Origin of the sequence: Robertmurraya phoenicis, from assembly GCF_047302285.1 — a bacterium.
Taxonomy (GTDB): Bacteria; Bacillota; Bacilli; order Bacillales; family Cytobacillaceae; genus Robertmurraya.
This window is the reverse complement of the sequence record NZ_CP154845.1, coordinates 4,133,815-4,147,667: the sequence shown is the minus strand read 5'-3', so window position 1 is coordinate 4,147,667 and position 13,853 is coordinate 4,133,815. Positions and strand designations below refer to the sequence as shown.

General features: G+C 39.8%; 13 protein-coding genes. All 13 read left to right on the top strand.

The features are described from left to right. Positions 1–35: 35 nt before the first annotated feature. The 13 genes from phnG to AA0X71_RS20730 all read left to right on the top strand — a co-directional run bounded on the left by phnG (position 36) and on the right by AA0X71_RS20730 (position 13,293). On the top strand, positions 36–461 hold the full coding sequence (gene phnG / locus AA0X71_RS20790; protein ID WP_413357173.1) for a phosphonate C-P lyase system protein PhnG: 426 nt from the start codon (positions 36–38) through the stop codon (positions 459–461). 13 nt (positions 462–474) lie between these two features. Beyond that, on the top strand, positions 475–1,068 hold the full coding sequence (gene phnH / locus AA0X71_RS20785) for a phosphonate C-P lyase system protein PhnH (protein WP_413357172.1): 594 nt from the start codon (positions 475–477) through the stop codon (positions 1,066–1,068). Further along, positions 1,068–2,186, top strand: coding sequence for a carbon-phosphorus lyase complex subunit PhnI (locus AA0X71_RS20780; RefSeq protein WP_413357171.1), 1,119 nt, complete (start codon positions 1,068–1,070; stop codon positions 2,184–2,186). Before phnH ends, AA0X71_RS20780 begins: the two co-directional genes overlap by 1 nt. Beyond that, positions 2,183–3,028, top strand: a complete 846-nt coding sequence (locus tag AA0X71_RS20775) for an alpha-D-ribose 1-methylphosphonate 5-phosphate C-P-lyase PhnJ (protein ID WP_413357170.1) — start codon at positions 2,183–2,185, stop codon at positions 3,026–3,028. Before AA0X71_RS20780 ends, AA0X71_RS20775 begins: the two co-directional genes overlap by 4 nt. Then, on the top strand, positions 3,029–3,874 hold the full coding sequence (locus tag AA0X71_RS20770) for an ATP-binding cassette domain-containing protein (protein ID WP_413357169.1): 846 nt from the start codon (positions 3,029–3,031) through the stop codon (positions 3,872–3,874). Between the two features lie 35 nt (positions 3,875–3,909). After that, the gene (gene phnM / locus AA0X71_RS20765) at positions 3,910–5,088 is read left to right on the top strand and encodes a phosphonate metabolism protein PhnM (RefSeq protein WP_413357168.1); all 1,179 of its coding nucleotides are present in this window, start codon (positions 3,910–3,912) and stop codon (positions 5,086–5,088) included. 19 nt (positions 5,089–5,107) lie between these two features. Further along, positions 5,108–5,827, top strand: coding sequence for a phosphonate C-P lyase system protein PhnL (locus tag AA0X71_RS20760; protein ID WP_413362702.1), 720 nt, complete (start codon positions 5,108–5,110; stop codon positions 5,825–5,827). An 87-nt stretch (positions 5,828–5,914) separates the two neighbouring features. Beyond that, a complete protein-coding gene (gene phnD, locus AA0X71_RS20755) occupies positions 5,915–6,955 on the top strand; it encodes a phosphate/phosphite/phosphonate ABC transporter substrate-binding protein (RefSeq protein WP_413357167.1) in 1,041 nt (346 codons plus the stop codon). 26 nt (positions 6,956–6,981) lie between these two features. Next, on the top strand, positions 6,982–7,770 hold the full coding sequence (gene phnC / locus AA0X71_RS20750; protein ID WP_413357166.1) for a phosphonate ABC transporter ATP-binding protein: 789 nt from the start codon (positions 6,982–6,984) through the stop codon (positions 7,768–7,770). Beyond that, on the top strand, positions 7,760–8,545 hold the full coding sequence (locus AA0X71_RS20745; protein ID WP_413357165.1) for a PhnE/PtxC family ABC transporter permease: 786 nt from the start codon (positions 7,760–7,762) through the stop codon (positions 8,543–8,545). The genes phnC and AA0X71_RS20745 overlap by 11 nt, the downstream gene beginning before the upstream one ends. Beyond that, positions 8,545–9,405 (top strand): PhnE/PtxC family ABC transporter permease, encoded by an 861-nt coding sequence (locus AA0X71_RS20740; RefSeq protein WP_413357164.1) that lies wholly within the window; start codon positions 8,545–8,547, stop codon positions 9,403–9,405. The genes AA0X71_RS20745 and AA0X71_RS20740 overlap by 1 nt, the downstream gene beginning before the upstream one ends. Positions 9,406–10,234: 829 nt before the next feature. Beyond that, entirely contained in the window at positions 10,235–11,659 is a 1,425-nt protein-coding gene (gene nhaC / locus AA0X71_RS20735) for a Na+/H+ antiporter NhaC (RefSeq protein WP_413357163.1), read from the top strand. A gap of 158 nt (positions 11,660–11,817) precedes the next feature. Beyond that, complete coding sequence (locus AA0X71_RS20730) at positions 11,818–13,293, top strand: protein adenylyltransferase SelO (protein ID WP_413357162.1); 1,476 nt, start codon at positions 11,818–11,820, stop codon at positions 13,291–13,293. The last annotated feature ends 560 nt before the right edge of the window (positions 13,294–13,853 follow it).

Genomic DNA, 13,853 nt, shown 5'->3' with positions numbered 1-13,853 from the left:
TGTTGTAAACCAAATACATATACGGAGGCCCTTAGATGAAAAGAAGACAAAGAACGGAAATCTTAATCAATGGCTCTCGAAATCTAGTAGAACAACTGGCAAAAACGATTACGGACAACTATGAGGTGAAGGTCATTCAGGAACCAGAACATGGTTTAGTGATGATGAAAGTACGTGAAACCTCTAAGAAAACATTATTTTATCCAGGTGAAGTTTTTGTGACGGAATGTAAGGTTCAAGTAGAAGGGGCAATCGGCATGGGCATTATCATTGGCGATCAGCTCGATTATGCCTACAAATTGGCTGTCATTGATGCTGCCTTTGAAGCGAATCTACAAGAGACAAACACTTGGGTTGAGCGATTAGAAAAGGAAGAAGGAAATATTTTACAGTCAAAAAAAGTAGATGACCAGTCTATTTTGAAAACAAAGGTTCAATTTGAAACGATGGATGTTTCATAAGGAGGAATAGAGAGTGAAGCTAGATATGGTTCACGATATTCAAACAGTGTATCGAAAAATTGTTAACTCGATGGCAAGACCTGGACAACTGGCAGATTTATCAAAGGAAACGGCTTTGATTGAGGAAAATGAAGCAAAGCCATTTTTACTATTAGCCTTCACATTATTTGATCAAGAAGTATCCTTTAAAGTGTTTTCAAAAAAAGAAGCGATCATTTCTAAATTGATTAATCAATACACATACGCCAAGCCTGTTGAAACAGAGGAAGCGGATTACATCTTTGTCTTAAAGGATGCTGAAGAAACAGCATTAAAGGAAGCGATTGAAAAGGCAAAGCCTGGCACTTTAAAAAATCCTCATGATTCTGCCACGATTTTCGTGGAAGTAGATGAAGTAACGAATACTTCCACATTGAGGCTAGAGGGACCTGGTATTCAAATCGACGAGTATGTGCATGTAGAGACGAAGAGAGAGTGGGTCGAGGACCGTCAAGTGAAAAACGAGGAATTTCCACTTGGGGTGGATCTGATGTTTGTCGATCAAGAACATCAGCTTTTGTCATTACCACGTACAACACAAATTAAGGTAAATAGGGTGATCGGCTAATGGGATATGTAGCGGTAAAAGGGGGAACGCTTGCGATTGAAGAATCGATTAAGCGTCTGAAATATGAAAGAGTCCAGCATGGACAAACGATTGAAGTGGAAAAAATCCAAGCGGGCATGCGGGGCCTCATCGATCAAGTGATGTCTGAAAGTAGTCTTTATGATGAAACACTAGCCGCTTTAGCAATTAAGCAAGCAGAAGGAAATCCAGAAGAAGCGGTTTTCTTGTTGAGAGCATTCCGCTCAACTGTTCCGAGAAAGCATTATTCAAAAATGATCGAATCTCATGATATGAAGGTGGAACGCCGTATTTCCGCGAGCTTTAAGGATATACCAGGTGGACAAATTCTTGGAGCAACAACCGATTATACGCACAGATTGCTTGATTTTCAATTAATGTCTGAAACGGATAATAGCGTTCAGGAGTGGTTACACGATTATCTGTACGAAAAATCAGAACAGGTGTCAATAGGAGAACTAACCCTTCCGAAAGTGCTTGATTACTTGCGAAAAGAAGGCCTGATTTCTCCATGTGAGAACAATGACGAAGAGCCAGATGATGTGACGAGAGAGAGTTTGGAGTTTCCATCGACTAGAAGCCAAAGATTACAGGTTTTAACGAGAGGTCAAACAGGGGCTGTCACATCGTTGGCTTATGCAGTCATCCGTGGATACGGTGCTCTACATCCAACTGTTGGAGAGCTACGAGTCGGTAAATTGCCAATAACGATTGCTCCTCCAACAGCTCAAGAAAATGATGAAGAGGATGAGTATTATCTTGGTGATGTCAAGGTGACAGAAGTGGAAATGCTTATGCCGTTCACCGTTGAAAAGGAATTTGGAAAAAAAGAGATGGAATTTGAAATCGGCTATGGTCTTTGCTTCGGACAAAATGAGACAAAGGCAATAGCGATGGGGATTTTAGATTATTGTCTTGAACATCCAAATCCAGAGTTTCCGAGTCATAATGAAGAGTTTGTCCTCTATCATATTGATTCCGTTGAATCAACAGGGTTCATCTCACATTTGAAAATGCCTCATTATGTCACTTTCCAATCGAAATTGGATAGTGTAAGAAAGACGAAAAAAGAGGAAAGAGAAGAGGTGAGAAATGGATGAATACTACCTATAATTTCGCTTTTTTTGATGAAGGTTCAAAACGTGAGATTCGTAGAGCGACTCTTAAAGCAATTTCCATTCCTGGCTATCAAGTTCCGTTTGCCTCAAGAGAAATGCCAATTGGTAGAGGCTGGGGGACCGGTGGCCTGCAATTAACACTATCCTTAATAGGGAAAAAGGACATTTTAAAGGTCATCGATCAAGGTTCAGATGAATCTGTCAATGCCGTTAATATAAAGAAGCTTGTTTCCAATACGACAGGAGTGGAAGTAACCGAGTACACCTCAGAGGCAACTTTGATTCAGTCAAGGCACCGAATTCCGGAAGTACCGTTAACGAAGGAACAAATTCTTGTTTTGCAAGTACCGCTACCAGAACCACTTCGTTATTATGAACCGAGTGAAACGGAAACAAAGAAGCTTCATGCGGAAAGAGAATATAGCGGAGCATGGCTGATGCTATTTGAACAGATTATGAAGTATGGAAGTATGACAACAGGAGCAGATCATCCCGTTCTCGTTTATGATCGCTATGTGATGGCACCAAGTCCGATTCCACGCTTTGATAATCCAAAAATGAATCATAGTGAAGCGTTAATATTACTTGGGGCAGGACGTGAAAAGAAGGTATACGCTGTTCCTCCTTATACAAAGGTCGTGTCACTAGATTTTGAAGATTATCCATTTCAAGCGGAAACCTTTGAGGATAAACATTGTCGCATATGTGGGGAAGCGGGTGTCTTTTTAGATGAGCTTGTTGATGAATTAACGGATGAAACAGTTTATCAATGCAATGACACGAGCTATTGTCTCGAAAAATTAAATTCCGTTGGAGTGAAATAAATGACTGAATTTGAAGTTCCAGTTTTAGCAGTGAAGAACTTAAATAAGCAATACGGTCCAGGGTGTTTCCATTGTCGAAGTGGAGAATCGTCAAGCCTTGTGAAAAACTACTGTCAGGTTTGTGGAACCGTATATGCTTGCCTGAATGTTTCCTTTGACGTCTTTCCAGGGGAAGTTCTTGGCATTGTCGGCGAAAGTGGTAGTGGGAAATCAACCTTAATGCAATGCCTTTATTTTGACCAAGACGTGACGAGTGGGGAAGCTTATGTTGGCGACTATCAAAATGGGGAGAAAAATCTATTTCAAGAATCTTCCCAGCAGCAACGTTATATTCGTAATCACATCATGGGGAAAGTCTATCAAAATCCGTTATTAGGTTTAAGGATGAACTTTTCTTCGATTGGTAATATTGCTGAGAAACTGATTGCTGCAGGCAACAACCATGTAGGGATGATGGAGAGCAGAGGAACTGAATTGTTGAATAAGGTCCATATTCCGATACATCGTAGAAAAGAAGCGCCGAAAAATTTTTCCGGTGGTATGCAGCAGCGCGTTCAAATTGCCAAGGCGTTATCCAATCACCCACCCTTACTTTTATTAGATGAAGTCACAACAGGACTTGACCTCTCCGTGCAAGCGAGTGTGCTTGATTTAATTAAAAGTTTGCAACGGGAGCTTGGTATCAGTATAGTGCTCGTATCCCATGATTTAGGCGTGATACGAATGCTTGCTGACCGCACGCTTGTGATGCTAGAAGGAAAAGTAATCGAGCAAGGGCTGACGGATCAGATCCTAGAGGACCCACAGCATCAATATACACAACAATTGGTTCATTCATTGCTTTAGATGCATCTAAAATTGGATGTTTAGGAGGAAGTATTTTGTACGTCATAACAAATGGAAGATTGATCACCGAAGATACAGTTTTGTATGGATATGATTTATTAATAGAAGAAGATCGGATCGCTAAGATTGCCCCAAGAGGAGAAATTAAGTTTCAGGAAGGGATTGAAGTGGTAGATGCTGGTGGTGGCTATGTCTCACCAGGTTTTATTGACATCCATTCAGATTATATTGAACATATGGCAGCTCCACGTCCGACATCGTTGATGAATTTTGATCTGAGTTTAAGAGAATCGGAAAAAGAATTGATTACACACGGAATTACGACAATGTTTCATTCACTTTCTCTTTTTAAAGGATCAGAGTATGACTATAAGCCGATCCGTGAGCCGGAAAATGTACGCAAATTTATTGATTTAATTGAAAAAAGTCATCATACAAAGCATCTCGTCCGTCATCGTTTCCATGCTAGATTTGAGATTGATAATGTGGAAGAAATCGAGAATCTTAAACGTTATATAACGGAAAAAAAGGTTCATTTATTGTCATTTATGGATCACACTCCGGGACAGGGACAATATCGTCATTTAGAGGTTTATCGGAAAACAGTGAGGGGCTATAACAATCTGAATGATTCATCTATTGAGGTCCTAATTCGCAATCACCAGACAAAAGAAAAGCTTTCGGTTGAAGATATTAAAGAGATCGCAGAGCTGGCACATCAGCATCAGATTGCGGTTGCCTCACATGATGATGATACGATTGAAAAAATCGATCTCGTTCATAGCTTTGGCACAACAATAAGTGAATTTCCGATTACCCTTGATGTTGCAAAAAGAGCTCAGCAACTAGGTATGTACACGATTGCTGGTGCACCAAATGTTCTTCTCGGAGGCTCACATAGCGGAAATCTCGGAGCTGCTGAAGCCATACAGGAGGAAGCGATCGATATTTTGTGCAGTGATTATTACCCAGCCGCGATGCTTCATTCTATCTTTACTTTAGTAGATAAATATGGGATGGATTTGGCGGACATGATCAGACTTGTCACCATTAATCCAGCGAAGGCGGTAAAGATGGACCATGACATAGGGTCAGTTCGTGAAGGGAAAAAAGCAGATCTATTAATCATCGAGAAAATTTCTGGTGATTTTCCGGTTATTACAAGCGTCTTTGTCGATGGCAAGCTTATTCAAAAAACAAATTATCGGATTTAATGTGAAGGAAGGTGAGCAGATGGAGCCCATTTTAGAAATTCAAGGATTATCGAAATCATTCGATCTTCATAATCTTGGTAAACATATCCGTGCAGTCAGTCACGTAGATATTGAGTTGAAAGAAGGGGAATTCGTTGGGATTACTGGAAAAAGCGGCAGTGGGAAGTCGACGATTTTAAAATGTATTTATGGGACGTATCGAATCCAAGAAGGCAGCATTTGGTACCATTCGAAAAAGTTTGGAGCGCTCAATTTAGCTAACGCCACGGAGCGCCAAATGCTCTATTTGAGGAAGCACGAGATTGGTTATGTTTCTCAATTTTTAAATGTGATGCCAAGAACAACAGCAAGGCAACTTGTCACCCAGGCAATACTAGAAATGAATGAAAATCAAGAGTTCGCCGAAAGAGAAACAGGAAAAATTCTTGCCCATTTTGAACTTGCTGAAGAATTATGGGATAGTTACCCGACAACTTTTTCTGGAGGAGAAAAACTAAGATTAAATATTGCTAGAGCAATGGTCAAAAAACCTCGGTTACTCCTATTAGATGAACCAACAGCAAGTCTAGATCATGATTCAAAGGTAAAGGTGAAGCAACTCATTGAACAATTAATGAATGAAGGTACGACCATGCTAGGGATTTTCCACGACCTCGAATTTATGAACAATCTATGTGACCGAGAGTACAATATGCAAAATGGAGTCTTCTCAGATTTTCCTAAGTTTACTGATTCTTAACAATTCTAAATATTGCATTAATGGTAGATTGACATTTACTAGATATAGTAATAAAGGGAAATAAATTAAAAGGTGAGGAGATTTAAAATGAAGAAATCGTTATCGTTATCGTTATTGTTATTACTTTCTTTAGTCGCACTATTCGTTGCTGGTTGTTCCTCTTCAGCTGGAGGATCGGATAAAGACGAGATCACCATCGCTTGGCTACCGAACGAATCTGGAGCTGATTTGACAGAAGCACGTGATGAAATTGGTAAAGTTATCGAAGAGAAGACAGGGAAAACAGTTAAGCATCAAACAACAACAGATTATATCGTTGCGATTGAAGCAGTTGCTAATGGAAATGCAGATATGGCTTTCTTAGGAGCTCAAGGTTACATAGAGGCAAATAACAAAAATGATAAGGTTCAACCACTAGTAGTTCCAACAGGTGCTTCTGGTACATTAGATGACGCAGTATATTATAGCTGGTTAGCGGTAGAAAAGGATAATGCAGATCAGTATAAAGATGGTGACAACTTCGCTATCGATAATATTCAAGGGAAAAAATTCTCATTCGTATCAAACAGTTCTACTTCAGGATTCAAAGTTCCTTCAACAGGAATCGTTGATTATTTTAGTGAAAAATCAGAGTTTAGTGATTTAGTAGCTGATGATTTACTAGAAGGCGGTTCAGACAAATTCTTTACGGAAGTATTATACGGTGGGTCTCACCAAGGTTCTGCTGTTAATCTTTTATCTGGAAAAGTTGATGTAGCTGCTTTCTGTGATACTTGTGTAAACAACTATGTAGAACTTGTTGATGGTGAAGAAAATCGACCAGGTGCGGTTTACCGAGTAAAGGACGATGCTGCTGAACCATTTAACACAGTAACTGGAAAAGAATACATTCTTATTTCTGTAACACCAGTTTTAAATGCTCCATTTGTTATCAATACAGATAATTTAAGTGAAGATCTACAAGCGCAACTTCTTGAAGTTATGACATCTGATGACATTGTTAACAACGAAAAAGTGTTCGTCCCAGAGGATTCTGAGTTCTCAGGATTATTTAGTAAAACAGCTGACGAGCGTTTAGTAGAAGTAGAGGATGCGTGGTTCAACCCGATTCGTGAGCTTTCAAAATAATCATATTAAATAAGGAGAGTTAACCGATGACAGCCCTTTTAGAAGTCAATCATGTATCCAAACAATTTGGGAATGAGACACAGGCGTTATCAGATGTTAACTTCTCCGTCAATGAAGGAGAGTTTGTATCAATCATCGGTCCATCTGGAGCGGGGAAATCAACTCTCCTTCGCTGTATCAATCGAATGATTGATGCATCAAGCGGGGAAATAACCTTTGATAACATGAACGTGATGAATATGAAGAAGAAAGAATTGAAAATGGTACGGACAAGGATCGGAATGATTTTCCAACACTATAACTTAGTCAATCGTTTAAGTGTGATTGAGAATACGCTTCATGGGATTTTAGGGAAAAAATCAACGATTGCAGGCGTTCTTGGTATTTATAACCAGGAAGAGAAGGAGCAGGCCGTTCATATTTTATCGATGCTGGGGTTAGAAGAACATATTTACAAGCGTGCAGACCAATTAAGTGGTGGACAAAAGCAGCGTGTAGGTATTGCCCGTGCTCTTATTCAAAATCCACGGATGTTACTGTGTGATGAGCCGATTGCGTCATTAGATCCAAACTCAGCGAAAACGATTATGGATCATCTTCGAACCATTTCAACGAAAATGGGGATTACGGTTATCGTCAATCTACATCAAGTAGATGTTGCCTTAAAATACTCTGATAAAATCATCGGAGTTAATCAAGGTCAGGTCGTCTTTAACGGGAGTCCGAAAGATATTACAAAAGAAGATATTCAGCGTATTTACGGTTCGGAAGCTGAAGATCTTATTTTTGATATAGGAGGCATCCATGCAAGCTGATTTTTTTGCAAAAAAGAGACGGAATTCGCTCGGGTTCCTTCTTATCCTTGGTGCTATAACGTTCGGTGCGATTGTTATTACAGAGTACAATGTGGTCAAAGGTTTCGAATCCCTTCCTCGTGCAGTCACATGGGCTTTAGGTAATTTTTATCCAACACAGGAATCATTATCAAGGCTTCCTGGCATTTTGAAAAGTTTGATGGAAACACTTTTGGTTTCGATTGCTGCCACGACGATTGGAGCAATATTTGCTTTGTTTTTTGCTGTGATGGGCTCCAATACGACTCGTGTCAACGCCTTTTTCGGAAGCATAAGTCGTGCGATTGCCACAGTTTTTCGTAATATTGATGTTGCTGCTTGGGCAATGATTTTGCTCTTCTCTTTTGGGCAAAGCTCCTTAACAGGTTATTTTGCCCTATTCTTCGGTTCATTTGGCTTTTTGACAAGAGCCTTTATGGAAACCATAGATGAGGCAAGTAGTGGCTCAGTCGAAGCATTAAGAGCAACTGGTGCAAGTTATTTTTCAATTATTTCTCAATCGGTGATTCCATCAAGTGTTCCACAGATGATTAGCTGGATACTGTTTATGATTGAGACGAATATACGAAGCGCTACATTAATTGGTCTCCTAACTGGTTCGGGGATTGGCTTTACCTTCAATTTATATTATAAGAGTTTAAATTACGATATCGCCTCGCTTGTTGTCGTCACCATTATCATCGCCATTCTCTTCATTGAAACCATATCAAATTACGTAAGGAGGGTGATTCTATAATGGAAGCGAATGAGCAAGTCGTCACAGGAGAGCAACTGCTCAAGTCAAAATCAACGAAACGAATTAAAATTAAATCGTTGACGAAATCAACCATCGTCATGCGTATCACCCTGTTTGCATTAGTGTTTTTAACGGTATTTGCCTTTATTAGCTTTGACTATAAAGAACTTGATTTCGGAGAGGCAGTGCTTGCGACATTGGCAAACTTAAAGGCGATGTTTTTCGAACCACATTTTAAACATTTTACCTTCACACATGCCTTCCAGCAGGTTTTTGTAACGTTAGGTCTTGCATTCTTAACGACATTGTTCGGCGCCATCATTGCCGTTTTCCTTGGTTTATTAGCTGCCGAGAATTTAACCTCCAAGCGGGTATCTGCTGTTATTAAAGGGACGGTTGCCTTCATCCGGGCGGTTCCGACCGTGCTTTGGGTGTTAATTTTTGCCGTTGCAGCTGGTCTTGGCAGTGTTGCTGCAGTCATTGGAATGACATTTCACTCAGTTAGTTACTTAGTAAAAGCTTATTCGGAGTCGTTTGAGGAATTGGATAAGGGCGTTATTGAAGCTCTGCAGGCGAGCGGAGCAAACTTTTGGCAAATTATTTTCCAAGCGGTCATTCCATCGTCTCTTACTTATATGATTTCTTGGACATTCCTTCGTTTTGAAATCAACTTTGCCGTTGCCGTTGCGATGGGAGCTGCAGCTGGTGCAGGTGGAATTGGTTTTGATATGTTCATGGCAAGCAATTTCTATTTAGACATTCGAGAAATTGGAACCATCACCTTCTTTATTTTAGCTGTAGCGATTTTATTAGAAGTCATTGCAACGAGGTTTAAAAAGAAGCTAAAGGTGAATGGATAAATATGATTACTCGGTCCTCCTTAATGGGGGTCGAGTTTTTTAATTTGATAAACGGTCAGAAAATTATGATTTGGTTGATCATGAATCGCAAACATCAAGCTACTGGATTCGAGCACAGAGCTGGCATTCATGAGATCCGCAATAATGCCTCAAACCCCCGCAATAAATTCAGAAACCCTACCAATAAACCCAAAATCACCCGCAATCCTGATCCGAGCACAAGTTGGGCGTTCTTGAAATCCGTACATATTCGGATAGATAACAGAGTTTAGGAGCATAAGCTGTTTGAATTACTCTGTATTTAGGATAAATATCCGAGTTTAGTAGTCCAAACAGTCCGAAATCTACCTCAAACTAGAATCACCTGTACGTTTGTAAGAAAATCTAACAGTGAATATCCCCATGATGGAGGATTACAGAGTATTAAGAAGGATATCTACCCAAAATATTAGAACGAGTTAGATATGGATACGCTCAAACGTTTATATAATTAGATATCGTACATGATTGGAGCACAGCCGATTTTATAAAAGCAGAATAATTTGATAAAATATCTGTATATTCCGAAAATTAAACCGTTGGTAGCTACCTCGGAAGTTTCCTTTCGATTTCACGTGGAAATCTCTCGCATTACTTTTTCTTTTTTACAAATAATGTTTCTTTTGAATAAGAGCGGGTACATTTAATTGTCCATTTTTCTCAAAAACAATAAAGGGGAAGCGAAAAGTTGTACCTCTGACCCACAAAGAAGGTGGAAAGGTCGCCTTCCGAACATTTTACGAAATAATATTGGTTAAAAAACCAGTGTAAATTAAAAAGGAGTGTTTTGATGCAACATGACTTAAAAAGACCTGCATTGGGCTATTCAATTTTCATTTTATTAATGGTTATTGCTATTATTACAATTGGGATGATTGGGTTTGGAGCCTCCATTCAGATGATGCTTTTTATTGCATTGTTAACGATTATTCCGTTTGTACTTAGATTAGGGTATACGTATGAAACGTTAGAGGAAGAGATATTCGCTTCTATGAAAAAAGCGTTACAGCCTTCGATGATACTTTTAGGAGTTGGAGTTTTAATTGGCTCTTGGATTATATCTGGAACGGTTCCGACGATTATCTATTACGGAATTCAATCCATTTCCCCTCAATTCTTTTTAGTCACAACCCTTCTTTTCTGTTCAATTGTCTCACTTGCGACAGGCTCATCATGGGCCACATTGGGAACGGCCGGTATTGCGATGATGGGCGTCGGTCATAGTTTGGGCATTCCAGTAGGCATGACAGCAGGTGCTGTTATTAGTGGAGCCTATTTTGGAGATAAAATGTCTCCTTTGTCAGATAGTACAAACTTATCAGCTGCAGTTGTTGGTGCAGACTTAATGGACCATATCAAGCATATGTTATGGACAACAGTTCCAGCCTATATCATCACCGCGATTATTTTTACAGTGTTGGGGTTCCGATATGGAAATCAAGTGGCGAAATCAACTGAAGTTGCTGCATTGACAGGTTATTTAGCAGAGAACTTTAATCTAGGTCTCATTCCGATCATACCTGTGCTCATTCTCTTCGGATTATTAATTTCCAAACAACCAGCAATTACTTCCATTTTTATCGGTTCAATTGCTGGAGCTGTTGTGGCGCTCCTTTACCAAGGAGCAAATATGAATGGGGTTCTAACCGTTTTATATGATGGATATGTAGTTGAGTCAGGGATAGAAGTGGTAAACACCCTTTTACAAAGGGGCGGTCTGACTAGTATGCTTCCGTTAATTGCACTATTCTTATTTGCCCTCGGGTTGGGAGGCTTGCTGCAAAAATCAGGTGTGCTTGAAACAATTATTGTCTCTGTCACAAGTCGTATCAAAAATAAAGGTATGCTGGTGTTTGTGACCATTATCATTTCATACTTTACGATGGGAATAGGTGGAGCATTCTCGTTTGGAGCTGTTATGACGGGAACATTGATGAAACCAATGTATGAAAAGTTTAATTTAAAACCAGAGAATCTTTCGCGGATTATTGAGGATTCTGCTACCCAAAGTTGCTCGTTAATTCCTTGGACGGCAAGTGGACTCTTTACAGCGGCAGCATTAGGTGTATCACCATTTGTTTATATTCCATTCTGTTTTCTTGCCATGATCACACCTATTTTTAGTTTACTATATGGAATTACTGGATTTACGATGTCAGAAAAAGAAGTGACTGAAAAGAAAGTTGGACTTCAGGCAAAGGAAATCGGCGCATAAAGGTTTGAAGAAATCTCTCGAGCAAATGCTTGGGAGATTTTTCGATCGAATTGAAAAAATATGAGATGCGTACACTATATAGAAAAGCAAACCAATAGCATTCCGGATCATTTTTCGGTAATCTAAAAATTAAGACATAGATACGTAAAGGAGAAATAATGAGTAAAGGAAAAGAGATGCACGAAGCAGGTTGGAATTTTGATAATAGCTATGCTCGTCTACCTGAATCGATTTTTACAAGGACAGATCCTGTACCAGTTAGTTCGCCTAAAATGATTGTGTTCAATGATTCATTGGCGGGAAAGCTAGGGCTCGATCCTGCTGTATTGAACAGTGAGGAGGGTGCTGCCATTTTTGCAGGAAATGAGATTCCAGAAGGAGCAGAGCCTTTAGCGCAGGCCTATGCTGGACATCAATTTGGCCATTTTAATCGCCTTGGAGACGGTCGAGCTGTGTTACTTGGTGAACAACTCATTCCAAGCGGAGAACGTGTAGATATTCAGCTAAAAGGTTCTGGGCGAACGCCTTATTCACGTGGTGGTGATGGAAGAGCGGCATTAGGACCGATGCTTCGAGAATACATCATTAGTGAGGCGATGCATGGGTTGGGAATTCCAACAACCCGCAGTCTTGCAGTCGTGACGACAGGTGAAAGCATTTTGCGAGAAACGAGGCTGCCTGGAGCGATTTTAACTCGGGTTGCGTCCAGTCATATTCGGGTTGGAACCTTTCAATTTGGTGCTGCTTGGAGCAGTTTAGATGAGCTTCGTACTTTAGCTGATTACACGATACAACGTCATTATCCGAATATTGATATGGAAGGAACTCCTTACCTGTCACTTCTCCAGGAAACGATGAAGCGTCAGGCGAAATTGATTGCCAAGTGGCAACTAGTCGGTTTTATTCATGGAGTCATGAATACAGACAATATGACGATTAGTGGAGAGACGATTGATTACGGTCCATGTGCTTTTATGGATACGTATGATCCTGCAACCGTCTTTAGTTCGATTGATCGGGATGGGCGCTATGCTTATGGAAACCAGCCATATATAGGTGGATGGAATCTCGCGAGGTTCGCTGAGGCTTTGATACCACTTCTTCATGAAGATCAGGATGAAGCGGTGAACATTGCTCAGCATGAGATTTCCATGTATTCTAAGCTATTTCATCAATACTGGTTGCAGGGAATGAGGGCAAAATTAGGTCTGTTTAACGAGGAAAAAGAAGATGAATCACTGATTGATGACTTGCTTGGTATGATGCAAAAGCACCGCGCTGATTTTACCAATACATTTCGTTTCTTAACAGATGAGAAGCCTGAAGAAACGGTTTTATTCAGGAAGGAAGAATTCACAAAATGGTATGAGCAGTGGCAAGGAAGGCTTGGACGTCAAGAGGAATCAAAAGTATCCGCCATTCAATTAATGAAAAGAAGCAATCCCGTTGTTATTCCTCGGAATCATCGAGTTGAAGAAGCGTTAAAAGCTGCGGAGGAACAAGGTGATTTTACACTGATGAATAAGCTTTTAAAAGTGTTAGAAAAACCGTATGAACACACATCGGAACATGACGAATATTGTACGGTTCCAGAGCCGTCTGGCGTACCTTATCAAACCTATTGTGGGACATAAAATGATCTTGGGAAAAACTGTTATATACAGAGAGAAAGCATTGCTACGAATGATATAGTGAGTTTCGTTTTGAGTTGCTTTCCTTAAAATACACGCCGAAATGACAGCTATATTGGTTTCTCTTTTAAAATAAGATGTAGTGTCCTTGAACGAGTAACCAGCAGAAGTATAATAAGCGGAGATTTTCCGGCTAAATACAGAATGAAGCACGTCTAAGGGTAAATAAGCGGAGATTTTCCACTTATGAAGAACAAAATCTTCTATTTTCGAATTTTTTGGGTCATTAGTCGGAATTTCTCCTTTTATTTCTGCTACTTTGAATGATATTTGCTAATTAAGCGGAATTACTCCGCCTATATATCAGCATGATAGCTTAACCTGATCCCCCAACTGATGAATGCGGACCCTCTTGATCCTAGTTAATATATGATAAAAGGCCAGCATGGAGTTGCTGGTCTATTTTTATCATCTCAAAAGTGTATTTCATTTACCATCTGGTCGAAAAGATGTTATTTTTAAAATAGCAAAGCAATAAGATAACATAGGAAATATAAGGCTCT

Bases quoted from the DNA above. Each gene is read 5' to 3' on its own strand.
- phnG (WP_413357173.1), top strand. From the start codon at position 36: ATGAAAAGAAGACAAAGAACGGAAATCTTAATCAATGGCTCTCGAAAT.
- AA0X71_RS20780 (WP_413357171.1), top strand. From the start codon at position 1,068: ATGGGATATGTAGCGGTAAAAGGGGGAACGCTTGCGATTGAAGAATCG.
- AA0X71_RS20775 (WP_413357170.1), top strand. From the start codon at position 2,183: ATGAATACTACCTATAATTTCGCTTTTTTTGATGAAGGTTCAAAACGT.
- AA0X71_RS20770 (WP_413357169.1), top strand. From the start codon at position 3,029: ATGACTGAATTTGAAGTTCCAGTTTTAGCAGTGAAGAACTTAAATAAG.
- AA0X71_RS20760 (WP_413362702.1), top strand. From the start codon at position 5,108: ATGGAGCCCATTTTAGAAATTCAAGGATTATCGAAATCATTCGATCTT.
- phnD (WP_413357167.1), top strand. From the start codon at position 5,915: ATGAAGAAATCGTTATCGTTATCGTTATTGTTATTACTTTCTTTAGTC.
- phnC (WP_413357166.1), top strand. From the start codon at position 6,982: ATGACAGCCCTTTTAGAAGTCAATCATGTATCCAAACAATTTGGGAAT.
- AA0X71_RS20745 (WP_413357165.1), top strand. From the start codon at position 7,760: ATGCAAGCTGATTTTTTTGCAAAAAAGAGACGGAATTCGCTCGGGTTC.
- AA0X71_RS20740 (WP_413357164.1), top strand. From the start codon at position 8,545: ATGGAAGCGAATGAGCAAGTCGTCACAGGAGAGCAACTGCTCAAGTCA.
- nhaC (WP_413357163.1), top strand. From the start codon at position 10,235: ATGCAACATGACTTAAAAAGACCTGCATTGGGCTATTCAATTTTCATT.
- AA0X71_RS20730 (WP_413357162.1), top strand. From the start codon at position 11,818: ATGAGTAAAGGAAAAGAGATGCACGAAGCAGGTTGGAATTTTGATAAT.